Origin of the sequence: Marinobacter sp. EVN1, assembly GCF_000475375.1 — a bacterium.
GTDB lineage: Bacteria > Pseudomonadota > Gammaproteobacteria > Pseudomonadales > Oleiphilaceae > Marinobacter > Marinobacter nauticus.
In genome coordinates this window covers 175383-198015 of record NZ_AXCB01000020.1, presented here as the reverse complement: position 1 = coordinate 198015, position 22633 = coordinate 175383, and the positions used below count along the sequence as shown (strand labels likewise).

The 22633-nt window shown below is 57.1% G+C and carries 23 protein-coding genes and 1 other RNA gene; 21 read left to right on the top strand and 3 right to left on the bottom strand.

Annotation, left to right across the window (positions count from 1 at the left end; all coding sequences use genetic code 11):
* The first annotated feature begins 103 nt into the window (after nucleotides 1-103).
* From Q674_RS31320 to Q674_RS31265, 12 genes are all read left to right on the top strand, one after another.
* Nucleotides 104-1654, top strand: a complete 1551-nt coding sequence (locus Q674_RS31320; protein WP_011785936.1) for a 2-isopropylmalate synthase — start codon at nucleotides 104-106, stop codon at nucleotides 1652-1654.
* Between the two features lie 30 nt (nucleotides 1655-1684).
* Nucleotides 1685-2503: a hypothetical protein gene (locus Q674_RS31315; protein WP_227501215.1), complete on the top strand. Its 819-nt coding sequence runs from the start codon at nucleotides 1685-1687 to the stop codon at nucleotides 2501-2503.
* Nucleotides 2500-2982 (top strand): ribosomal protein S18-alanine N-acetyltransferase, encoded by a 483-nt coding sequence (rimI, locus tag Q674_RS31310; protein WP_023008928.1) that lies wholly within the window; start codon nucleotides 2500-2502, stop codon nucleotides 2980-2982. Before Q674_RS31315 ends, rimI begins: the two co-directional genes overlap by 4 nt.
* A 61-nt stretch (nucleotides 2983-3043) precedes the next feature.
* Nucleotides 3044-4624, top strand: a complete 1581-nt coding sequence (gene prfC / locus Q674_RS31305; protein WP_022991995.1) for a peptide chain release factor 3 — start codon at nucleotides 3044-3046, stop codon at nucleotides 4622-4624.
* A 23-nt stretch (nucleotides 4625-4647) separates the two neighbouring features.
* On the top strand, nucleotides 4648-5439 hold the full coding sequence (locus tag Q674_RS31300; RefSeq protein ID WP_023008927.1) for a TatD family hydrolase: 792 nt from the start codon (nucleotides 4648-4650) through the stop codon (nucleotides 5437-5439).
* A 202-nt stretch (nucleotides 5440-5641) separates the two neighbouring features.
* The gene (gene rplM / locus Q674_RS31295; protein WP_011785931.1) at nucleotides 5642-6070 is read left to right on the top strand and encodes a 50S ribosomal protein L13; all 429 of its coding nucleotides are present in this window, start codon (nucleotides 5642-5644) and stop codon (nucleotides 6068-6070) included.
* A gap of 12 nt (nucleotides 6071-6082) precedes the next feature.
* On the top strand, nucleotides 6083-6475 hold the full coding sequence (rpsI, locus tag Q674_RS31290; protein WP_011785930.1) for a 30S ribosomal protein S9: 393 nt from the start codon (nucleotides 6083-6085) through the stop codon (nucleotides 6473-6475).
* 238 nt (nucleotides 6476-6713) lie between these two features.
* Nucleotides 6714-7307, top strand: a complete 594-nt coding sequence (gene petA / locus Q674_RS31285) for a ubiquinol-cytochrome c reductase iron-sulfur subunit (protein WP_014420621.1) — start codon at nucleotides 6714-6716, stop codon at nucleotides 7305-7307.
* Nucleotides 7307-8539 (top strand): cytochrome b, encoded by a 1233-nt coding sequence (locus tag Q674_RS31280; protein ID WP_014420622.1) that lies wholly within the window; start codon nucleotides 7307-7309, stop codon nucleotides 8537-8539. The genes petA and Q674_RS31280 overlap by 1 nt, the downstream gene beginning before the upstream one ends.
* Nucleotides 8539-9294 (top strand): cytochrome c1, encoded by a 756-nt coding sequence (locus Q674_RS31275; RefSeq protein ID WP_023008926.1) that lies wholly within the window; start codon nucleotides 8539-8541, stop codon nucleotides 9292-9294. Before Q674_RS31280 ends, Q674_RS31275 begins: the two co-directional genes overlap by 1 nt.
* Before the next feature lie 104 nt (nucleotides 9295-9398).
* The gene (locus Q674_RS31270; protein WP_011785926.1) at nucleotides 9399-10028 is read left to right on the top strand and encodes a glutathione S-transferase N-terminal domain-containing protein; all 630 of its coding nucleotides are present in this window, start codon (nucleotides 9399-9401) and stop codon (nucleotides 10026-10028) included.
* 45 nt (nucleotides 10029-10073) lie between these two features.
* Nucleotides 10074-10490, top strand: a complete 417-nt coding sequence (locus Q674_RS31265; RefSeq protein ID WP_022991991.1) for a ClpXP protease specificity-enhancing factor — start codon at nucleotides 10074-10076, stop codon at nucleotides 10488-10490.
* A 29-nt stretch (nucleotides 10491-10519) separates the two neighbouring features.
* Here Q674_RS31265 and Q674_RS31260 read toward each other — a convergent pair whose 3' ends face one another.
* Genes Q674_RS31260 through Q674_RS31250 form a run of 3 tightly spaced genes read right to left on the bottom strand, consistent with a single transcriptional unit; the run spans nucleotide 10520 to nucleotide 13351 of the window.
* Nucleotides 10520-11110, bottom strand: coding sequence for an SIS domain-containing protein (locus Q674_RS31260; RefSeq protein WP_011785924.1), 591 nt, complete (start codon nucleotides 11108-11110; stop codon nucleotides 10520-10522).
* A 9-nt stretch (nucleotides 11111-11119) separates the two neighbouring features.
* Nucleotides 11120-11491 (bottom strand): YraN family protein, encoded by a 372-nt coding sequence (locus Q674_RS31255; protein WP_014420625.1) that lies wholly within the window; start codon nucleotides 11489-11491, stop codon nucleotides 11120-11122.
* Between the two features lie 6 nt (nucleotides 11492-11497).
* On the bottom strand, nucleotides 11498-13351 hold the full coding sequence (locus tag Q674_RS31250; RefSeq protein WP_081698935.1) for a penicillin-binding protein activator: 1854 nt from the start codon (nucleotides 13349-13351) through the stop codon (nucleotides 11498-11500).
* 144 nt (nucleotides 13352-13495) lie between these two features.
* Here Q674_RS31250 and rsmI point away from each other — a divergent pair, with 144 nt between their 5' ends.
* The 9 genes from rsmI (at nucleotide 13496) to mraY (ending at nucleotide 22623) form a co-directional block, all read left to right on the top strand.
* Nucleotides 13496-14359: a 16S rRNA (cytidine(1402)-2'-O)-methyltransferase gene (rsmI, locus tag Q674_RS31245; protein WP_023008924.1), complete on the top strand. Its 864-nt coding sequence runs from the start codon at nucleotides 13496-13498 to the stop codon at nucleotides 14357-14359.
* A 38-nt stretch (nucleotides 14360-14397) separates the two neighbouring features.
* An RNA gene (gene rnpB, locus Q674_RS40685) (RNase P RNA component class A) lies at nucleotides 14398-14748 on the top strand.
* Nucleotides 14749-15058: 310 nt separating this feature from the next.
* Nucleotides 15059-15511 carry a division/cell wall cluster transcriptional repressor MraZ gene (gene mraZ, locus Q674_RS31240; RefSeq protein ID WP_022991988.1) on the top strand — a complete coding sequence of 151 codons (453 nt, stop codon included), beginning with the start codon at nucleotides 15059-15061 and terminating at the stop codon, nucleotides 15509-15511.
* On the top strand, nucleotides 15508-16467 hold the full coding sequence (gene rsmH / locus Q674_RS31235) for a 16S rRNA (cytosine(1402)-N(4))-methyltransferase RsmH (protein WP_023008923.1): 960 nt from the start codon (nucleotides 15508-15510) through the stop codon (nucleotides 16465-16467). Before mraZ ends, rsmH begins: the two co-directional genes overlap by 4 nt.
* 26 nt (nucleotides 16468-16493) lie before the next feature.
* Nucleotides 16494-16898: a cell division protein FtsL gene (gene ftsL / locus Q674_RS31230; protein WP_014420629.1), complete on the top strand. Its 405-nt coding sequence runs from the start codon at nucleotides 16494-16496 to the stop codon at nucleotides 16896-16898.
* Between the two features lie 30 nt (nucleotides 16899-16928).
* A complete protein-coding gene (locus tag Q674_RS31225; RefSeq protein ID WP_023008922.1) occupies nucleotides 16929-18671 on the top strand; it encodes a peptidoglycan D,D-transpeptidase FtsI family protein in 1743 nt (580 codons plus the stop codon).
* Nucleotides 18672-18674: 3 nt separating this feature from the next.
* Nucleotides 18675-20159: a UDP-N-acetylmuramoyl-L-alanyl-D-glutamate--2,6-diaminopimelate ligase gene (locus tag Q674_RS31220; protein ID WP_023008921.1), complete on the top strand. Its 1485-nt coding sequence runs from the start codon at nucleotides 18675-18677 to the stop codon at nucleotides 20157-20159.
* Complete coding sequence (locus Q674_RS31215; RefSeq protein ID WP_023008920.1) at nucleotides 20156-21553, top strand: UDP-N-acetylmuramoyl-tripeptide--D-alanyl-D-alanine ligase; 1398 nt, start codon at nucleotides 20156-20158, stop codon at nucleotides 21551-21553. Before Q674_RS31220 ends, Q674_RS31215 begins: the two co-directional genes overlap by 4 nt.
* Nucleotides 21538-22623 carry a phospho-N-acetylmuramoyl-pentapeptide-transferase gene (gene mraY / locus Q674_RS31210; RefSeq protein WP_023008919.1) on the top strand — a complete coding sequence of 362 codons (1086 nt, stop codon included), beginning with the start codon at nucleotides 21538-21540 and terminating at the stop codon, nucleotides 22621-22623. The genes Q674_RS31215 and mraY overlap by 16 nt, the downstream gene beginning before the upstream one ends.
* The last annotated feature ends 10 nt before the right edge of the window (nucleotides 22624-22633 follow it).

Genomic DNA, 22633 nt, shown 5'->3' with positions numbered 1-22633 from the left:
AAACCCCCGACAGCTTCGCTGCCGGGGGTTTTTTATTTCTGGTTCCGGAGAAGTGATATACTTCACCGAAAATCAAAGCAACGTTTCTGATGGGAGCCCAGCAATGGCCGCTAGTGAACACCTGGTCATTTTTGATACCACTCTGCGTGATGGCGAGCAAAGTCCGGGCGCCACCATGAACAAGGCGGAAAAACTCCGCATTGCCAAGGCGCTCGAGAAGCTTCGCGTAGACGTTATCGAGGCGGGGTTTGCCATTGCCAGCCAGGGCGACTTTGATGCAGTCAAGGCTATTGCCGAGAACATCAAAGAATCCACTGTCTGCAGTCTGGCTCGTGCGTTGGACAAGGATATCGACAGGGCCGCTGAAGCGATCCGCCCTGCCGAGCGCTCCCGTATCCATACCTTTATTGCCACCTCGCCCATCCATATGAAGCATAAACTTCAGATGGAGCCAGATGAGGTGGTCGAGCAAGCCGTGCGCGCTGTCAAGCGGGCGCGTAGCCACGTTGATGACGTCGAGTTCTCCTGTGAAGACGCCGGGCGGTCAGAGCTGGATTTTCTTTGTCGCATCATTGAAGCCGCTATCGATGCCGGCGCCCGTACCATCAACATCCCTGATACCGTGGGCTATGCCATTCCTGAACAGTTTGGTGAGACCATCCGTCAGTTACTGAACCGTATCCCGAATGCCGACAAGGCTGTTTTTTCAGTCCATTGCCATAACGACCTGGGGCTTGCGGTAGCCAACTCGCTGGCTGCGGTTACCCACGGTGCCCGTCAGGTCGAATGTACTATCAATGGTCTGGGCGAACGGGCAGGTAACGCAGCGCTGGAAGAAATAGTCATGGCGGTTCGTACCCGCCAGGATCTCTTCAATATTGATACCCGCATAGACACCCAGCATATCGTCCCGGCATCACGTCTGGTGTCCACCATTACCGGGTTTCCTGTTCAACCCAACAAGGCGATCGTCGGTGCCAATGCTTTTGCCCATGAGTCCGGCATCCATCAGGATGGCGTGCTCAAACATCGCGAAACCTACGAGATCATGCGGGCACAGGACGTAGGCTGGCATACCAATAGCCTGGTTTTAGGTAAGCATTCCGGCCGCAATGCCTTCCGTACGAGACTACTGGAGCTTGGTATCCAGTTTGAAACCGAAGGGGAGTTGAATGAGGCCTTCACCCGCTTCAAGGCACTGGCCGACCTCAAGCATGAGATCTTTGATGAAGATCTGCAGGCGATTGCCAGCGATACCAAGCAAAAGGAAGAAGAAGGCCGCTTCGGTCTGGTCTGCATGCAGGTCTGTTCTGAAACCGGCGTTGTGCCCAAGGCGCATCTGACCATGACCGTGGACGGTAAGGAACACACGGTAGAGGCTGAGGGCAGCGGTCCTGTAGACGCAACTTTCAAGGCCATTGAATCTCTGGTGGATTCCGGGTGTAACCTGCAACTGTATTCGGTCAACAATATTACCAGCGGCACTGATGCTCAGGGGGAAGTCACCGTTCGTCTTGAGCGGGGCGGCCGTATTGTGAACGGCGTTGGATCGGATACCGACATCATTATTGCGTCGGCGAAGGCCTACATTGAAGCTCTGAACCTGATTTCCAGTGGCGGTATTCGCCAACATCCCCAGGTGGCTGATGTTTAAAGCGCCCGAAGGATTGCCATGGAGGGATTCGTGATAGGGAATGAGGCGGAGCGGCAGTTCTATCTGGCGGCGGCAGGCATTCGGATGTGGTATGCCCGCGAGAGTTTGCCTGGTGCGGCGCCAAGCCCCGACTTTGATTTCGGAGTGGAGGACGAGCCGCAATTCCAGCCCGCGTCGGAGATTCCTCAGATTGGGCGTAAATCTGAGCCGCTGTCTGGGGACCAGGGGCGGGAGCGCATTGCTCAGCTCCAGAGCCTGATGGGCAACAAGCCTGAATCCGTGCAGAAGGCGGACAGCGCTGGGCAACAGGCCGCGGACCCAGTGAAAGCTCCACCTGCCACCGAGCCTCGGTCTGAAACTCCAGAAACGGAGCCAGAGGCTTCCCTGCCGGCCTCGGAACCAGTAGAAGGGCAACGGCCGGAGCCCGTGCACCGGGTGTGTCTGACTGCCTGGAAAGGCTCCCGGGTCATGCTCTTGTGCCATATTGCAGAGGACGCCAGTTTTGCCTTGCAGGAAAATCTGGCTCGTAACATATTGCGAAGCATTGGAGAGACCGGGGTGTCTCAATGCAGAGTAGTGCGCTGGCCCTTGTTCAATAACCTGAAAGTGACGCTCAACAGTGAAAGCGATCTTGTCTCAGTCATGGCCTCTGCTTTTGCTGGCGACGCCCCGACAGAAACGCTAATAACGCTGGGGCTTGGCGACGAAACTCAGGCACGGTTGATCGAGCGTGGCCTGGGGCGGGTGCCGGAGATTGCGTTTTCCAGCACCCTCGCATCACTGGCATCAGACCCCTCCCAGAAGCGACTGCTCTGGCAATCGATTCGGGTTCTCGTACCTGGCCGATGAAAGCATTACAGCCTTTTCTCGATGTGCACAACCAGGATGTCCGGGTACGCCCTCTGGTCGAGGCAGACCTGACGGCGGTCATGGAGCTGGAGTGTCAAGGACACTCCCATCCGTGGCCGAAATCGACTTTTCTTGACTGTTTTAAGCCGAATTACAGGCTCTGGGCCGCTGAGCGTAGCGATGAGCTGATTGGCTATGCGGTGGTGACCTATATGGTCGACGAAGCCCACCTGCTGAATATCTGCGTCAGTCCCCGTGTGCGTGGTCAGGGTGTCGGGCGCTGGTTGCTACGGCATCTGATCGCTGTCGCGGTGTCCGATGGCATGGAACAACTGATTCTGGAAGTGCGGGTTAGCAATGATGCCGCCACCCAGCTCTATCTGAGTGAGGGTTTCTCTGAAATCGGCAGAAGGGCCGGCTATTATCCCGATGGCGCTGCACGGGAAGATGCGCTGGTCATGGCACTGCGGTTCACCTGAGGACGGTATAGGCCGTATAATGCTCGGCTTTCATCCATCTCGATTCAGGTCACCACAGTTTATGCCTAACCTTTCCCAGGAAGTGGCCAAGCGCCGCACCTTTGCGATCATCTCGCACCCGGATGCCGGTAAGACCACCATCACAGAGAAGGTGCTGTTGTTCGGCCAGGCCCTGCAGAAGGCGGGAACCGTCAAGGGCAAAAAATCCGGACAGCACGCCAAGTCTGACTGGATGGAGATGGAAAAAGAACGGGGTATTTCCGTCACCACGTCGGTGATGCAGTTTCCCTATGGTGGAAAGCTGGTCAACCTGCTGGATACACCGGGTCACGAAGATTTCTCCGAGGATACCTACCGGACACTGACCGCCGTCGACTCCTGTCTGATGGTGATTGACAGTGCCAAAGGGGTTGAGGAGCGCACCATCAAGCTGATGGAGGTGACCCGCCTGCGTGACACCCCGATCCTTACCTTTATGAACAAGCTGGACCGGGATACCAGGGACCCCATCGAGTTGATGGACGAAGTGGAGGACGTACTGAAGATTGCCTGTGCGCCGATTACCTGGCCCATTGGTATGGGCAAGGGGTTCAAGGGGGTTTACCACCTGCTGCGGGACGAAGTGATTCTTTATCAGTCAGGCCAGGGGCATACCATTCAGGAAAAACGTGTTGTCAAAGGTCTGGACAACCCGGAGCTGGATGAGGCCATCGGCAATTACGCTTCCGACCTTCGTGATGAGATTGAGCTGGTCAAAGGGGCTTCCCATGAATTTGACCAGGAGGCTTTCCTGGCTGGTGAGCTGACCCCGGTGTTTTTCGGAACAGCGCTTGGCAACTTCGGTGTTGATCACATGCTTGATGGTCTGGTGGATTGGGCGCCGGCCCCTCAGCCCCGGGCCACGGATGTGCGCCAGGTGACCCCGACCGAGGATGGCTTTTCCGGCTTTGTCTTCAAGATTCAGGCAAACATGGATCCACAGCACCGGGACCGTATCGCTTTCCTGAGGATCGTGTCAGGTAGTTACAATCAAGGCATGAAGGCCCGGCACGTCCGTATCGGTAAAGATGTTCGGTTCTCCGATGCGCTCACGTTCATGGCTGGTGACCGTGAGCATGCGGAAGAAGCTTTTGCCGGTGACATCATTGGCCTGCATAACCACGGCACCATTCAGTTGGGTGATACCTTTACGGCGGGCGAGGACATGAAGTTTACCGGTATCCCGAACTTCGCCCCTGAGCTGTTCCGGCGCATTCGATTGAAAGATCCGCTGAAAGCCAAGCAATTACAGAAGGGCCTGATCCAGCTTTCCGAGGAGGGTGCAGTTCAGGTCTTCCGTCCGCTGAAGAACAACGATCTGATCGTCGGGGCGGTGGGTGTGCTGCAGTTTGATGTAGTTGTCGCCCGCCTGAAAAGTGAATACAAGGTGGAAGCGGTTTACGAGCCCATCAACGTGGCAACTGCCCGTTGGGTAACCTGTTCCGATGAGCGTAAACTGGACGAATTCCAGCGTAAGAATCAGGACAACGTCGCACTGGATGGCGCAGATCGCCTTGCGTACATCGCGCCGACCATGGTGAACCTGAATCTTGCTCAGGAGCGTTATCCGGATATCCAGTTCCACAAGACCCGGGAGCACTGATTCGCTTCCGGGAGGAGGCCGCCATGCAGTTGGTAGACGCCCATTGCCATTTTGATTTCCCGTTTTTTGACGGGCATCGGGAGACGGTGTTGGCGCAGGCGGCCAGCCTTGGAGTTTGCGCGGTCGTGATTCCGGGGGTCCGGCGGCAGGACTGGCAGCGTGTGGCGAGCATGGCAGATGCAGAGAAGGGTCTCTGGTACTGTCTGGGTATTCACCCCTGGTTTATTCAGGAGCACGGCGCTGACGATCTGGCCGAGCTTGAAAGGTTGCTGTCTTCCGCGCCCCAAGCCTGTGTTGGCCTTGGAGAGTGTGGTCTGGACGCCCTCAAAGGCGATCTGTCTGAGCAGGAACCCTGGTTCGAGGCCCAGATTGATATTGCCCAGCGGCTCGGTCTGGCGCTGGTGATTCACTCCGTCAAGAGCCATGATCTGGTGCACAGTAGTCTGAAACGCGCCGGATGGAACGGGCGGGCATTGGTTCACGGCTTCTCGGGTAGTTATCAGCAGGCGCAAAAGCTGGTTGATCTGGGTTGTTACATTGGCGTGGGTGGCGTGATTACCCACGATCGGGCCCGGAAAACCCGGGATACCATTGCCCGGTTACCGGCGGATGCGCTGGTTCTGGAAACCGATGCGCCGGATATGGCGCCGGCCGGAGTGGCGAAAGGGCAGAATTCGCCCATCCACTTGCCGGAGATTTTTGAAGCCCTGGCAGATCTGCGGAGTGAGCCCCGGGAGTCGCTGGCTGAAATACTGTTGGCCAATACCGCGAAGCTCTACCGAAAAGATCCGCTAACTCTGGTGCCGGGACCATAGGGGATTAACGAAACAGCATAGGTCGGGGTTGGCATTCGATAGGGGTTCGAGTATACTTCGCGCCCTGGCTTTTCAAGGCGATGTCATTATCTCAGCCCCGAATGATGGCAGCGCAACATACAGGTATGAACCTCCTCCGGATGCCTTGCATGTACCGGTGGTGGTTTTTAACGTTTCTTATATAGCGTTCAAGGCGGAATCAATGAAGACTCTGAGTGCGAAACCAGAAACAGTAAAACGTGACTGGTACGTTGTAGACGCAGCCGGCAAGACGCTGGGTCGTCTGTCAACCGAAATCGCCCTTCGTCTGCGGGGCAAGCATAAGCCTGAGTATACCCCTCACGTGGACACTGGCGACTACATCATTGTTATCAATGCCAGCCAGGTGAAGGTTACCGGCAAAAAGGCATCGGCTAAAATGTATTACAGCCATACCGGCTTTCCGGGTGGAATCAAATCCATCAATTTCGAGAAGCTGGTTGACAAGGCTCCCGAGCAAGTCATTCAGAAGGCCGTAAAAGGCATGCTTCCGAAGGGCCCGCTTGGCCGCGCCATGTTCAAGAAGCTGAAAGTGTACGCAGGCGCTGAGCATGCTCATGCCGCCCAGCAGCCCAAAGAACTCGACATCTAACGGAAGGCGAATATGTCTGTAGCACAAAATTACGGTACTGGTCGCCGCAAATCATCCACGGCTCGCGTCTTTATCAAGCCGGGTAGCGGTAACATCTCCATCAACGGTCGCACTATCGAAGATTTCTTCGGTCGTGAAACCCTGCGCATGATTGTTCGTCAGCCGCTGGTGGTTGCCGAATCCGAAGATCGTTTCGATATCGCCATTACCGTAAAGGGTGGCGGCATCAGTGGCCAGGCTGGCGCCATTCGCCACGGTCTGACTCGCGCTCTGATGGACTACGACGAAACTCTGCGTCCGGCACTGCGCAAAGCGGGTTACGTAACCCGTGATGCCCGTAAGGTTGAGCGTAAGAAAGTGGGTCTGCGCAAAGCGCGTAAGCGTCCGCAGTACTCCAAGCGTTAATCGACGTTCAGTCGATTTGGAAAAACCCGGTCTTGTGGCCGGGTTTTTTTATATCTGTACTCCGGAAATATTTTTGATCTGGCGCAGGGATAGGCTCGCCTGCCGACCTTTCCGGCTTGTAAGCGGGGGGTAATTTCATTACCATTTCAGCGCTTATATTTTTGGGTTGTGAAGTCCTTTTCGAAGCGCAGTGCCGGTTTTTCCGCGTCTGTGCCTCGCCTGATGGGAGAAAACCATAATGAGTAATGGCGACGTGAGCCAAGGCCGGCGCCGGTTTCTGATCGGTGCTACGTCCGTGGTAGGTGGTGTCGGCGTCGTCGGTGCAGCCGTTCCTTTCGTAGCGTCCTGGAACCCCAGTGCGAAAGCGGAAGCGGCCGGTGCACCGGTAACCGTCAATATCAGCAAAATCGAACCGGGTCAGCAAATCACCGTTGAGTGGCGAGGTAAGCCTGTTTGGATTATCCGCAGAACGGAAGAAATGCTGGCGAATATCGAGAAGCTCAACGACGCAGTGAAGGACCCGATGTCGGAGGCGCCTCAGCAGCCTTCGTATATCCAGGGGCCCTTGCGCGCGATCAAGCCAGAGTTCGGTGTCTATGTGGGGCTCTGTACCCATCTGGGCTGCGTGCCCTCCTACCGGCCAGAGGTTGCGCCGGCTGATCTGGGTGAAAACTGGCTTGGTGGGTTGTTCTGCCCGTGTCACGGTTCCCGCTATGACATGGCCGGTCGGGTTTATGAGGCTCAACCCGCGCCGCTGAACCTTGAGGTTCCGCCGTACCGGTTTGACGATGATGTGACCATGACCATTGGTCTTGATCCGGAGGCCGCGTGATGCAAAAGCTGATTAACTGGGTAGACGAGCGTCTGCCAATCGTTGAGGCCTGGAACAAGCACCTGGCCAAGTATTACGCGCCGAAGAACTTTAACGTCTGGTATTTCTTCGGTTCACTGGCAATGCTGGTGCTGGTCAACCAGCTAGTGACCGGTATCTGGCTGACTATGAGCTACAACCCGTCTGCCGAGGGGGCGTTTGCCTCGGTGGAATACATCATGCGTGATGTGGAGTGGGGTTGGCTGCTGCGATACCTGCACTCGACCGGCGCATCTGCGTTCTTCGTTGTGGTGTATCTGCACATGTTCCGTGGTCTCATGTACGGTTCCTACCAGAAGCCGCGGGAATTGATCTGGATTTTCGGTATGCTGATCTACCTGGTGCTGATGGCAGAAGCCTTCATGGGCTACCTGCTGCCCTGGGGCCAGATGTCATACTGGGGTGCCCAGGTAATCGTTAACCTGTTTGGTGCGATTCCGGTCATCGGTGAAGATCTGTCTCTGTGGATTCGCGGTGACTATCTGATCTCCGGTATCACGCTGAACCGTTTCTTTGCCCTGCACGTGGTTGCTCTGCCAATCGTTCTGCTGGGTCTGGTTGTTCTTCACATCCTGGCGCTGCACGAAGTGGGTTCTAACAACCCCGACGGCATCGACATCAAGAAGAACAAGGATGAAAACGGTATTCCGAAAGACGGTATTCCGTTCCACCCGTATTACACCGTTCACGATCTGCTGGGCGTGGGTGTGTTTTTCTTCATCTTCTTCATCGTTGTCTTCTTCTTCCCGGAGATGGGCGGTCTGTTCCTGGAAAAGCCGAACTTTGAACCGGCCAACGCCCTGAAGACGCCAGCGCACATTGCGCCTGTCTGGTACTTCACGCCGTTTTACGCGATGTTGCGGGCGGTGACGGTAGACTTTATGGGGCTGCCGGCGAAGTTCTGGGGTGTCGTGGTCATGGGTGGTGCGATTGCGATTCTGTTCGTGTTGCCGTGGCTTGACAGAAGTCCTGTCCGCTCAATCCGCTACAAGGGCTGGTTGAGCAAGATTGCCTTGGCAATCTTTGCGGTGAGCTTCGTAATCCTTGGCTACCTTGGACTGGTTCCCGCAACAGAAGGTCGCACGACTGTCGCTCAGATTCTGACAGTGTTGTACTTCCTCTACTTCATTCTGATGCCGTTCTACACGCGCATGGAGAACACCAAGCCAGTTCCAGAGAGGGTGACAGGATAATGAAAAAGCTGATTGTTGGTCTTTTCATCGCACTCCTGCCAGCGCTTGGCCTGGCGGCTGGTGCCGCGGTTCCTCTTGATCATATGGAGCCGGATCATACGGACAAGGCGTCTCTGCAGCGCGGTGCTGCCTTGTTCACCAACTACTGCATGGGGTGTCACTCCATGGAGTACGCCCGCTACAAGCGTGTTGCGGATGATCTGGAGATCCCTGTCGAGCTTTACGAGGAAAACCTGATCTTTACCGGTGCCAAGATCGGTGAGCTCATGAAGAACTCCATGAGCAAGGATATGGCCGCCGGCTGGTTCGGTGCGCCGCCACCCGATCTTACGCTTGAAACCCGTCTGCGTGGTGAGTCCTGGGTTTATTCATACCTTCGGGGCTTCTACAAGGACGATTCCCGGCCACTGGGCGTAAACAACGTGGTGTTCGATAACGTTGGTATGCCTCACATTCTGGTCGAGATGCAGGGCCTGTGCGCCGTGAAGCCGAACATTGGTGTCGGGGCGTCTGTCGAGCCGTTGAGCGGTAACGTCAATAACGCAGACGCTTGCCCGGATTACGCAATGGAAGGCTCGATGTCCGGTGCGGAGTTTGATCAGGCCATGTGGGATCTGACCAACTTCATGTCCTACATGGGCGACCCGGTCAAGGTGGAGCGCGAGCGTCTCGGTATCTTCGTGCTGATCTTTGTGGCGATCTTCTTTGTCTTCGCGTACCTGCTCAACCGCGAGTACTGGAAAGACGTACACTAAGATTTAGGGTATAATCCCGTGTCCTTGATTCCAGCGAGTCTTTAAGGCTCGCTGGATTTTTGCGTTTTGCATTGTTTCGATTTTTAGAATCGTGAGGTAGCTATATGGGCGTTGTGACCAAGCGGTCATCAATGACTTTTTTCTCGGATCCCGCAAGCCACTACAGTCACCGGGTGCGTATAGTCCTGGCTGAGAAAGGTGTCACTGTTGATATCGTGGATGTGGATCCGGACAACCCGCCGGCGGAACTGGCGGATATGAATCCGTACAACGCCCTGCCAACCCTGGTAGATCGGGACCTGGTTCTGTACGAGCCCAACATCATGATGGAGTATCTGGATGAGCGTTTTCCTCATCCGCCGCTGCTGCCGGTTTACCCCGTTGCCCGGGCTAATAGCCGCCTGATGATTCACCGCATCCAGAAAGACTGGTGCGGACTGGTTGATCAGATCCTGGCGCAGCCGGGGGCCAAGGCCAGCGATGCCGCTCGCAAGGAACTCAAGGAAAGCCTTCTGGCCACGGCACCTTTGTTTGCCGAAATGCCGTTCTTCCTGTCGGAAGAGTTCACCATCGTGGACTGTTGTATTGCGCCGATCCTGTGGCGTTTGCCGGCTCTGGGTATTGAGCTGAATGAAAAGCAGGCCAAGCCTTTGCAGAAGTACATGGAGAGCATCTTTGCCAGAGAAGGCTTCAAGGCAAGCCTTTCGGATCTGGAAGAAGATATTCGCAGCTGATTGTCAGCGCCCGTATTTCAGGGCAGGAGTTAAGCAGTGTCTGACATGACTATCGCCATGACATCCAGTCGTCCCTACCTGGTCCGTGCGTTGAACGAATGGATCCTCGATAACGACTGTACCCCGTATATCGTGGTGGATGCCGGCATTCAGGGTGTTCAGGTGCCTACTGAGCACGTTGCCAACGGCCAGATTGTGCTCAATATCAGCCCCGGCGCCGTGCGCGGACTGGTGATTGGCAATGGTGCGCTGGAATTCAGCGCTCGTTTCGGTGGTGTGCCGATGCAGGTTTTCATACCGTTGCAAGCGGTTATGGCCATCTATGCCAAGGAGAACGGCGAGGGCATGGTGTTTGGCAGTGAGCCTGGCTCTCCCGATCCGGAGGGTGGAGGTGAGCCCAAGTCGTCACGGCGAGCGGAAGACCGCCCGAATGGCAGGCCAACCCTGAAAGTGGTCAAGTAATAAAAAAGCCGGCGATGCCGGCTTTTTTATTAGCCTCCGAAAAGCTTGTGGTCAATCAGGTCGCAGAAGGCGTTGATGATGACCAGCAGTAAGGGCGTGGCCTCGCTTGGCGGCAAATCGTTTAGTGCGATTTCATGGTCTTCAGGGTGCATCAGGGAAGTGATGTCGGATTTTTCCCTTGCGCTCAGCACCACAATCCTCATTTCCCGGTCGTGGGCAGCCTGGATGGCCTGGATCAGGTTTGCCTTGTGGCCGTCATCCACGATCACAAACAGAAGGTCGCCGGGCTTGCCAATGGCTCTGACCTGACGAGAGAAGGTGTCGTTAAATCGATTGTCACGGCAGATAGCGGAATAAGTGGTGGCGTCCGCCCCAAGGTTGATTGCCGGTAGTGCGGGGCGGTCCTGGTCAAAGCGGGACAATAATGCCGTGCAGAAATACTGGGCCAGTACGTTGGCGTTGCCATTGGCGCAGGTAATGATCTTGCCATCCTGGAGCAGGGCGTCAACAAATGCCTGCGCTACCTGCTCAATGGCGGGACCAGCGGTGCTTGCCGCCTGCGCTGTGTGCTCCATATGGCTGGCGAACCACTGGTTGATTCTCTGTTCGGTGTCGGTCATGGTTTCTGGTCAGTCTGCCTGAATTGCGTTTTTGATCCATTGTATACGGTACTTGCTGGAGTGGCCTGGTGTGATGCCGATAACATCGATCCGGCTGACCCGGTCCCAGAGCCCGTGGCGGTGCAGGTAGAATGAGGCTGCACGCACCAGGCGCTGCTGCTTCACCGCGGACACCGAGCTTATCGGATCCACCAGCGCACCATCAGCGCGGAAGCGAACTTCAAAGAACACCAGTGCTTCGGCATCCATTCCAATAAGATCGATCTCGCCGCCACGATTGTGCACGTTCCGCTCAATAATCCGGATGCCTCTGCTTTCCAGATACCGCGCGGCGACACCTTCGTAATGCTGTCCGAGTTTTCTGGAGCCTTCCCTGGCCATCGGTTATCAGTTGTTTGCAGTCGGGGCGGGTTCACTTTCCCGGGGAACCGTCGGAGAAAGCAGTTTGGGTGTTCCCCCCTGGAATTGTGCCCAGCGTTGTTCGCGATGAATGCTGCCGTCAGGATCCATGGTCAGAATGCCGGTTTGCCCTTCAATGGCGGCATCTTCAACCTGGCGTAGAAGCGGCAAGCGCTTGCTCAGTTGCCAGGCGTCGGCGCCCATGGCGAAAAGGCGCCCCAGTTGCCCGGTGGTGCCACTCAGATACTGGCGCGATTCTTCCCGCAGGGGATTCGTCTCGGCCAATACCCAAGGGATGTCCGTAAAGAAGACCCGGTCAATATCTCGGTCCCGGCCCGGATTCGGCGTACCCTCGTACACGATGGAAGGTGAGTATACCGGCAGATCACCGCCATAGTAGAAGGCGAACAGCGGCTTGAACTGGCGGGCAACCGTGGGTGCGGCAACCAGCACGATGCCTTGGGCATCCTGACGGCGGCGAGGTTCAAATTCCACATTCAGGCCAATTGTTCGCTCCACCTGAATGGCCCGCTGGCGGGATGCAGTGATGCCCAGCAGGTCAGCTGTCACCGAGCGAAGGTTGTCTTCCGGGAAAAAGCGTTCGATGTCGAGCGCTCGCAACCCGAGCTGGTCCATCCTCGCTCGCAGGGCGGCTTCAACCCGGTCTCCCCATTCGCCGTGGGGAATCAGTACGAGAACCTGTTCGATGTTCTCGGCATCGAGTCTGTCGGCGATCTGTCGCGCCTCGTCTTCGGCAGATAGCCCGAACTGATAAAGGCCGTCCGGGATACGGGCATCCGGGCCAAGGTAGTTCAGGCCCAGTGCCGGAATCGGCAGCGTGTTCATGTTAGCTAGCTGGGACAGTGCTTCCTTGTCCAGCGGGCCAACAATCAAATCAATGTCGCTATTGGAGAGTTCCTCGTAGAGCTCGGAAAAAGAGCCGGTGGAGGTGTCGATGACCCGAATATCGGTTTTACTGCGGTCCGTGGTCTCATCCTGATAATAGGCGGCCAGGAAACCGTCGCGAATCGCTTTGCCGGCGCTGGCGAGGGCACCTTGAAGCGGAACCGCCAATGCCAGTTTCTCCGGCCGGCTTGCCGCAAGTTCAGCCAGCAGGGCGAGATCCATGGGGAGCACCTGTGCTGCGGGGTGTCCGGGCCAGTTATTCTGCCATTGCCGGATCAGGCGCCCCTGATCATCCAGGCTGGCCCCCTTGGTGCGAAGGCGCAGAGCGAGCTCAAGCCATCCTTGAACCTCGAATCCGAGAGCGTTGTTGGAGGCGGATTGCAGGGTTGAGCGATTGATGGGCTTGAGCAATTGCCAAATGCGATTATGCACCTCCTGCGGGGAAGTGCTGGAGTCGGTCTGGCTGAGCAGGATCAACGTCAGTGCCCCGTCCAAAGGTTGTCCGGCCAGCTCATAGGTCCGGGCCTGCAGCATGGCTGCCCGGGACATTAACTCCGCGGGGTAGGAAAGAAAGCTTTCTGGGGTGCTATCTGTGGCGAGCTGCTCAGCCCATTGGCCGTCCTGTAACTCGCTGGCACTGGCCATGGACAATAGTAAGCGTTGTCTGGCGATGTCCTCCGGAGCATTTTCCAGAGCGGGGGCCTGGAGAATGACTCGGGCATCTTCGTGGCGGCCTTGATCCTGGAATCGGCTGGCCACCCTTAATAGATAGCGTTGGCCAACCACCGGATCACGTTCATCGCTGGCCAGTGACAGTGCCTGCTCCGGGCTTTGTGCCATATGTTCATCGAGATTGACGGTGGCGCAGCCGCCCAGATAGAACAGAACGAGGGTGATCAGGGCCAGAATTGGGCTGTGACGGAAGCGATTTGTCATGGCGGGCTCGGTACTCTCTGAATCGTTGGGCTTGTGGTGCCGCGTTTTAGCTGGCAAGTTTACCAGCTCCCGGCGCATTTCACATGACGGGACAGTCATGGGCCGGAAATAGCGGCGCCGCGGTTCACTTCAGTGGAGTTTATTATGTCCAGTTCTGTAGCAAGCGTTGTCGATGGTCGGCTTTCAATTGTTGCCACGCCCATCGGTAATCTGGCCGATCTTTCTGATCGTGCCCGGCAGGTGCTCGCTGCGGCGGATTTGGTCGCTGCGGAGGATACCCGTCACAGCTCGCGCCTGTTACAGCACCTGGGCCTGAGCAAGCCTTTGCTGGCGCTACACGATCATAATGAGAGGGATCGCGTTGGCAGAATCCTCTCTGCCCTTGCTGAAGGGCAGCAAGTGGCGCTGATTTCCGATGCCGGCACCCCGTTGATCTCCGATCCCGGGTACATCCTGGTACGTGAAGCCAGAAGGGCGGGCTTTCCGGTTTCCCCTATCCCCGGTCCGTGTGCGCTGGTTGCGGCATTGTCGGCGGCAGGTTTACCGACGGATCGTTTTCTTTTCGCAGGTTTTTTGCCGGCTAAACGGGCGGGTAGACGTTCAGCGCTCGCGGAATTGCGTGAACAGACTGCCACTCTGGTGTTCTACGAATCCCCCCATCGAATTCTGGACCTGATGCAGGATCTGGTTGATGAGTTTGGCGATGATCGGGAGTGTGTGCTCGGTCGAGAGCTGACCAAAACCTTTGAAACTTTCTACACTGGGACGGTTAAAGAGGTATTGGCGGAGTTGGAGGCCGACCCGCATGGCAGTCGGGGCGAATTCGTGGTGATGGTCCGGGGTAACGATGTCGTGGCCGGTTCGTCGCTCGATCTGGATGCCGATAAGCTGTTAAAGCTGCTTGTTGCAGAGATGCCGGTCAAAAAGGCAGCGAAAATCGTCGCGGAAGTCAGCGGCATCGGAAAAAATGAACTGTATCAGCGAGCGCTGCAGCTAAAGGGCGATTAAGCCTTGCATGCCTGCCCGCACGCGGGTATTGTCAGCGCCGAGCTCGCCAGACAGTCGCCGCCGGTTGATCCGGGGGAGGAAAGTCCGGGCTCCGCAGGGCAAGGTGCCAGGTAACGCCTGGGCGGCGTGAGCCGACGGAAAGTGCAACAGAAAGTATACCGCCTAAGCGCTTTCGGGCGCCGGTAAGGTTGAAATGGTGCGGTAAGAGCGCACCGCGTGGCTGGCAACAGTCCACGGCGATGGTAAACCCCACCTGGAGCAAGACCAAATAGGAATCCAATGGCGTGGCCCGCGCTGGATTCGGGTAGGTTGCTTGAGGCCTGTGGTGACGCAGGCCCTAGATGAATGACTGTCCAAGACAGAACCCGGCTTATCGGCGAGCTCGCCTCTTTTCCCGATTATTCGGATGTGATCCGCATCCTTCTCACAAGTTACCTTTTATAGCCAAAAAATCTTAAACCTGAAGTTGGCTATCTAAAGGTGTCTGCAGGTATTTGTTTTTTATCCTTTTCTTTACGTCTTTTTAACGCTTCGTTCCGTTTCTGCTTTGTAACCTCTTGTCGTTAAAGGAACTTTCCTGTGTGTGGTGCCTGTCGCGGCGCTTGCATTGTTATTTGCGTGTTTCTATAGTGTGCGGGAGTGGGAAAAAGTGGTTTTTGGTGGAATTTTGTGGAAATGAAAACCTCGGACTAGACGTTAATGAGCAATTTTCTTGGCAGTCATGCCATCAATATGGACGCGAAGGGTCGCCTGGCGATCCCGACAAAGGTGCGTGAAGAGCTCGCGCAGCTTTGCGGTGGCCGTATTGTATTGACAGCCAACGCCGATGAGGAGAAATGCTTGTTGCTCTATCCCGAGCCGGAATGGGAAGTGCTGCGCCCGAAAATCGAGGCGCTGCCCAACATGAACAAGGCTGCCAAGCGCCTGCAGCGCCTCATTCTGGGTAACGCTGCCCTTATGGAGCTGGATGGGTCCGGCCGGATTCTGGTACCGCAGACCCTCAGAAATCACGCCAATCTTGAAAAACGGCTGATGTTGGTCGGGCTTGGCAAGAAGTATGAGCTGTGGAGTGAGGAAAGCTGGAATGCTTACCTTGATGCCTCCGCAGCCGACGAGGAAATGCCGCCGGAAATGGAGGCGCTGTCGCTATGACCGCACGCCAGGACGATCAGGCCAATGAAGGCTATCAGCATCGCTCGGTACTGCTGGATGCAGCGGTCGACTATCTGGTTACAGATGAAAGTGGCCGTTTTGTCGACGCCACGTTTGGCCGGGGCGGTCATAGTCGTCTGATTCTCGGCAAGCTCGGTCAGGATGGTCAGCTCCTGGGTATTGATAAAGACCCGGAAGCTATTGCCGTCGCCAGAGAGCTGGCATCTGAGGATTCCCGGTTTCAGTGGTACCACGGCTCGTTTGCCGAACTGGATCTTGTGCTTGAACGTCAGGGTTGGTCACAGGTTGATGGTGTGTTGATGGATCTTGGGGTGTCTTCGCCACAACTGGATGATGCTTCCCGCGGTTTTTCGTTCATGCGGGACGGTCCATTGGATATGCGAATGAATCCGCAGCAGCAGCCGAGTGCTGCCCAGTGGCTGGCCGAGGCTGATGAGCGGGAAATCGCAGATGTGATCTGGCGATACGGCGAGGAGCGGTTTTCTCGCCGTATCGCTCGTCTTGTCGTGGAGCGGCGTCAGGAGCAGCCAATTGAAACCACGCGGCAGCTGGCGGAGTTGGTTGCGGAGGCCGTGCCGAAGAAAGAGAAGCACAAGCACCCCGCCACCCGGGCTTTTCAGGCTATCCGGATTTTTATCAACCGGGAGCTCGAGGACCTGGAAGCCGGTCTGGCCGCGGCAGTTGATCGCCTGGCTCCCGGTGGGCGCCTGGTGGTGATCAGCTTTCACTCTCTGGAGGATCGTCTGGTCAAGCGCTTTATGCGTGATCTGGCGCGGGGGCCAAAGCTGCCGAAGGGGATACCGGTCACGGCGGAGCAGGAAGAATCCGGGTTTCAGCTGATTGGTAAAGCCAGCAAGGCCAATGAGCAGGAAATTACTGAAAACGTCAGGGCTCGCAGCGCGGTCATGCGAGTGCTTGAACGTAAAGCGAATTAATCGAAAACGCAGGGGAGCGCGACGCCATGGGCGCGGTAGCGATTGAGCAACCAGTAAAAACCAACAGGATAAACAAACAGCGGGTTCGCGAGGGTGTTGCGACAGCCGTTCGTTTGTCCCGTCAGGTGTTTGATGCAACACGGGAAAGTCGGGTTCTGGTTACTCTGGTGTTGGTGGCGGTACTGACGCTGTCGTCCATCGGGGTGGTGGTCAGTGCCCATGAGAACCGCGAGCTGTTCAATACGTTGTCGGGTCTGCAGGAGCAGCGCGATGCTTATCAGCGTGAGTGGAGTCAACTGTTGCTGGAGCAGAGTGCTTTGAGCGCTCACGGGCGGGTCGAGAAACTCGCTGCTGAGCGCTTCAATATGGTGGTGCCCGGGCGGCAGGACATTGTACTCGTGCCTTTGATGTCACCGCTGGCAGCGAACTAAAACCAACAATAACCATCCGGGGTAACTGAAGTGTCCGGTCAGGGAACGCACACAAACAGCTGGAAGCAGAGGCTGGTGACAGGCTTGAAAGCCTGGCGCTTCGGCTCTGTGCTGGGCGTTTTTCTGCTGGTTGTGGCCGGCATTGGATGGCGGTTGGTGGATCTTCATGTGGTGGATAATGACTTCCTGCGCAAGCAGGGAGATGTCAGAACCATCCGCGTTGAATCTATCGATGCCCATCGAGGCGTGGTGACGGATCGTCATGGCGAGCCTTTGGCCGTCAGTACGCCAGTTCAGACCGTGTGGGCAAATCCTTCCGAAACCGATCCCGAAGATCCCCAACTGGCGGCGCTTGCCCGAATTCTTGGGTTGTCTGAGGGCGCGCTGCGGGAGCGATTGCGCCAGTATGCTGGCCGCGAATTTATCTACCTGCGCCGCAAAGTGCAGCCCTCAATGGCGCGTGAAGCGCTGGCTCTAGGTGTCGGTGGTATCTATGCCCGGCAGGAATATCGTCGTTATTACCCGGCGGGAGAAGTCACCGCTCATGTGGTCGGGTTTACTGATATCGATGAGCATGGCCAGGAAGGTATCGAGTTAGCCTACAACAAATGGTTGACCGGTGAGCCGGGCCAGAAGCGGGTGCTCAAGGATAACCGTGGGCGCGTGATCAAAGATCTGATGCTTATCCGCGATGCCCGGCCCGGGAAAGACCTGGAACTGAGTATTGATCTCCGGCTGCAGTATCTGGCCTATCGGGAGCTCAAGGCGGTGGTCGGTGCTCACAAGGCTCGCGGCGGCACGCTGGTGATGCTGGACGTCGACACCGGTGAGGTGCTGGCCATGGTCAATCAAGGTTCCTACAACCCGAATGACCGGTCACAGCTTGCCGCGGAAAACCTGCGCAACAAGGCCATTACAGATCTGTTCGAGCCCGGCTCAACCATGAAGCCGCTGACGATAGCGGCCGCTCTGGAGTCCGGGGAATACACGGTTAACAGCACCATTGATACTTCCCCGGGCTTTCGGAGGTTTGGTCGTTTCACCATTCGGGATCATCGCAATTACGGGGTGCTGGATCTGACGGAGATTATTGTCAAGTCCAGCAACGTCGGGGTGAGCAACATCGCAACGGATCTGGGTGGCGATACTCTGAGAAACCTCTATGCCCGCCTGGGCCTCGGCCAGGCAACTGGTATCGGCTTCCCTGGGGAAGCCGTTGGTGTTTTGCCGGCCCCCCCGAAATGGCGGCCGGTAGAAGAGTCCACCTTGTCTTATGGCTACGGCATGAGCGTTAACGCCTTGCAACTGGCACAGGCGTATATGGTTATTGCCAATGGTGGAATTCGTTACCCCCTCAGCCTGATGAGGCAGGAGCAGAGGCCGCAGGGGCAACGTGTACTGTCTGAACAGGTGACAAGGGCCGTGCGGGACATGCTCAAACAGGCGGTTGCCCGTGGTACTGGCAAGCGCGCCCAGCCCGGGCTGTATGCGGCTGGAGGCAAAACCGGGACCGTTCACCTAGTGGGAGCGAACGGGTACGAAGACAGTCAATATAAGGCCATCTTTGCCGGTATGGCACCGATTGATGACCCCAGAATTGTAACCGTTGTGGCCGTGGATGCGCCGCAGGCCGGAGAATATTACGGCGGAGAAGTTGCCGCGCCGGTATTCGCCCGGGTGATGGGTGACGCGCTGCGACTGCTGAATGTGAAGCCTGAACTGGAAGTCAGTGAAACACGCGTTTCGCAAGTAACTTCCGGAGGGAGAGGGTAAGCCATGTGCATCACATCCATCAGCACCTTGCTTCAGGGCATTATTGAGGTGCCATCGGTCTTCGATGTCACTATCCACGGACTGAAGACGGATAGCCGGAAAGTGCAGCCCGGTGACGCCTTTATTGCTCTGGCCGGGGCACGAACGCCCGCAGAGCACTATATGGATCAGGCCATCAGCGCCGGTGCCACGGCTATTCTGCTTGAGTCCGAGCAGGAGCGGCAGTGCCATGAGCGCCACGGCGCGTTAATTGTGCCCGTGGTTGGTCTGCGCGCCCGTCTGGGCCGAATTGCTGATCGCTTCTTCGAGCATCCCTCGCGCCATCTGAGAGTGATCGGGGTTACCGGCACCAATGGCAAGACGTCGGTGACCCAATACATCTCCCAGTTGTTACGGGAAACCGGCACGCCCTGCGGGCTGCTGGGTACCCTGGGTTATGGCATGCCGGGCAGTATCGAGTCGGCCACGCATACCACGCCGGATGTGGTCCAGGTGAACCGGGTATTGAACCGCATACGCAATGAGGGTGGTCGGGCTGCAGTAATGGAAGTGTCGTCGCACGCTCTGGATCAGGGGCGGGTTGATAACCTGACTATGACCGGTGCGGTGTTCACCAACCTCACGCGTGATCACCTGGATTACCACGGTTCCATGGAAGCCTATGGTGAGGCCAAGGCCAAGCTGTTCCTGCGGGAAGAACTGCACTTCTCAGTGATCAATTTTGACGATCCGTTTGGCCGGCAGCTTTACGGTCAGCTTGAGGGCCAGTGTGACCGCGTTCGTTATAGTCTGCATGAAGCCCAGATGGAACTCTGGTTGAAGGAATTTACGCCCACGGCCTCAGGGTTCCGTGCCAGGGTCGATGGGCAATGGGGCGAGTTTGATCTTACTGTCCCCCTGTTAGGGAGTTTCAATGCCAGCAATGTTCTGGCAGCCCTGGCTACCGTACTGACGCTTGGCGTACCGGTTGAGCGGGCGGTGTCCGTTGTCAGGGAGCTGTCACCGCCCCCTGGGCGTCTTGAACGATTCACCGGCTCAACCGGCAAACATGTGGTGGTGGACTACGCCCACACGTCTGATGCCCTGGCCAATGCCCTTGAAGCATTGCGGCCCCACACCCGGGGCAGGCTGATCTGTGTGTTCGGTTGCGGTGGCGACCGGGACCCCGGCAAGCGGCCTGAAATGGCGAAAGAAGCGGAAAAGCGGGCGGATTACGTCATCGTAACCGACGACAACCCGCGTACCGAGCAGCCTGAACGGATTGTCAGCGACATTTCTGCTGGTTTCACTCAGGCTGGTCGCTGGCAGGTGATTCACGACCGCGCTCAGGCAATTGCCGAGGCATTGGGTATGGCCAATGAGGATGATCTGGTGCTGATTGCAGGTAAAGGTCATGAAGCCTATCAGGAGATCCGGGGCCAGAAGTTGCCGTTCAGCGACGCCGAGCAGGTACGCCATCTATTGAACCTGAATGGAGGTGTGGCATGATGCGCGCCTTTTCGCTGGCGGAAGCTCGCGAGTGGCTTCAGGCCACCCTGGCAGGAGCGCGCACTGATGCGGGTGAACTCTGGTTTGATGGCGTCTCCACCGATACCCGATCGGTTGGAGATGGGCAGCTGTTTGTTGCTCTGCGCGGTGAGCGGTTTGATGGTCATGAATTCCTTGGCCAGGCCCTGAAACAGGGCGCAGTCGCCGCAGTAGTGGACACCGAGATCACCGATGTTGCCATTCCGCAACTGGTCGTTAGCGATACGGTTCAGGCATTGGCCGATCTGGCCAGCGGCAATCGCAGCGAAAGCGCGGCCCGGCTGGTGGCGATTACCGGCAGCAGTGGCAAAACCACGGTTCGTGAAATGACCGGGGCTATTCTCGCCGGCATGGGGCCGACCTTGGTGACTGAAGGTAATCTCAATAATCACATTGGTGTTCCGCTGACCCTGTTTCGGCTGACGCCGGATCACCAGTTCGGTGCCATCGAGCTGGGGGCCAGTGGTCTTGGCGAAATTGCCCACACGGTGTCAATTACCCGGCCGCAGGTTGCGATTCTGACCAATGCAGGTCAGGCGCACCTGGAGGGTTTTGGCAGTTACCAGAATATTGTTCTGGCCAAAGGCGAGATTATTGATGGCGTGCCGGCAGATGGAGCCGTCGTGCTGAACCGGGACGATCCCGCCTTCGATCAGTGGCATGCCCGTGCGGGCCAACGGCGGGTGCTGGGTGTTTCCCGGATGTGTCACCCGGCCGCGGATTACCGCGCGGAGGCGATCATGGCCACTGACCAGGGGTTTGAATTCCTGGTGCTGGGGCCAGACAGCTGGCGCTGTCATCTGGTGCTGGGGTTGCCCGGTGAACACAACATCACCAATGCTCTGCTGGCTCTCGCGGCCTGCAGGGAACTGGGAGCGACGGATCAGCAGGTTCAGTCCGGGCTCATGCAGGTGCAAGCGGTGAAGGGGCGTCTCCAGGTGCTCAAGCCGGCCCCGGATCTGACCCTGATTGACGACAGTTACAACGCCAATCCGGCATCCATGAAGGCGGCGCTGGATGTGCTGGCGTCGTACCCGGCGCCCCGGGTGGCAGTACTCGGCGCCATGGCAGAGCTGGGCGATGAGGCGCACGAGTTGCACCGGCAGGTGGGTGAACATGCCCGTGCCCGAGGAATCGAGAAGCTTATGGTGGTGGGAGCCGGGGGTAACGGCTACGGCACCGGATTTGGTGACGAGACAGAGTTTTTCCCGAGTCATGAGCAGGCGGTGAGCGCCGTTGTGGCGGACCGGAATGGTGCTATGACGGTCCTGGTGAAAGGTTCTCGTAGTTCCGCCATGGATCGCGTGGTGGAGGGAATTCAGAAAAAGGTGAAGAACCCATGCTGCTCTGGCTGACAGAGATACTATCGCAATACTTTTCGTCGCTGACGGTGTTTCAGTATCTGACACTGCGGGCGATTCTGGGCATTCTTACGGCGCTGCTGATCTCGCTGGTGATCGGTCCGGTGATGATTCGCAAGCTGAGTCAGTACCAGATCGGCCAGGCCGTGCGTGATGACGGCCCCCAGACTCACCTGAGCAAGGCTGGTACTCCGACGATGGGCGGCGCCCTGATTCTGGTGGCCATCGCCATTTCCACCTTGCTGTGGGCGGATCTGACCAATCGTTATGTCTGGGTGGTTTTGCTGGTTACCCTGCTGTTCGGTGCCATTGGCTGGGTGGATGACTACCGCAAGGTTGTGGAACGCAACCCCCGGGGCCTGCCGGCACGCTGGAAATACTTCTGGCAGTCGGTGATCGGGGCCACGGCCGCGATCGTGCTTTATGTCACGGCTTCAATGCCCCAGGAAACCTCGCTTTATTTGCCGTTCCTGAAAAATGTCTCGCTGACCCTGGGACCGGTGCTGTTCATTCTGCTGACCTACTTCGTGATTGTCGGTAGCAGTAACGCGGTAAACCTGACAGACGGTCTGGATGGTCTGGCCATCATGCCAACCGTCATGGTGGCGGGAGCTCTGGCCATCTTTGCTTACCTCTCGGGCCATGCCCAGTTCGCCAATTACCTGCTGATTCCACATCTGCCCGGAACCGGTGAGCTGATCATTTTCTGCGGAGCCCTGGTGGGTGCAGGTCTCGGGTTCCTGTGGTTCAACACTTACCCGGCTCAGGTATTCATGGGCGATGTCGGTGCCCTTGCCCTGGGAGCCGCCCTGGGCACAGTGGCCGTCATCGTACGGCAGGAAATTGTGTTGTTCATCATGGGCGGCGTGTTCGTGATGGAAACCATTTCTGTGATTCTGCAGGTGGCCTCATTCCGGCTCACGGGTCGGCGGATCTTCCGGATGGCGCCGCTGCACCATCATTTTGAATTGAAAGGCTGGCCCGAGCCACGAGTCATTGTCCGGTTCTGGGTTATCACTGTTGTTCTCGTTCTGATTGGCCTGGCCAGTCTGAAAATCCGATAGGAAATTGCTA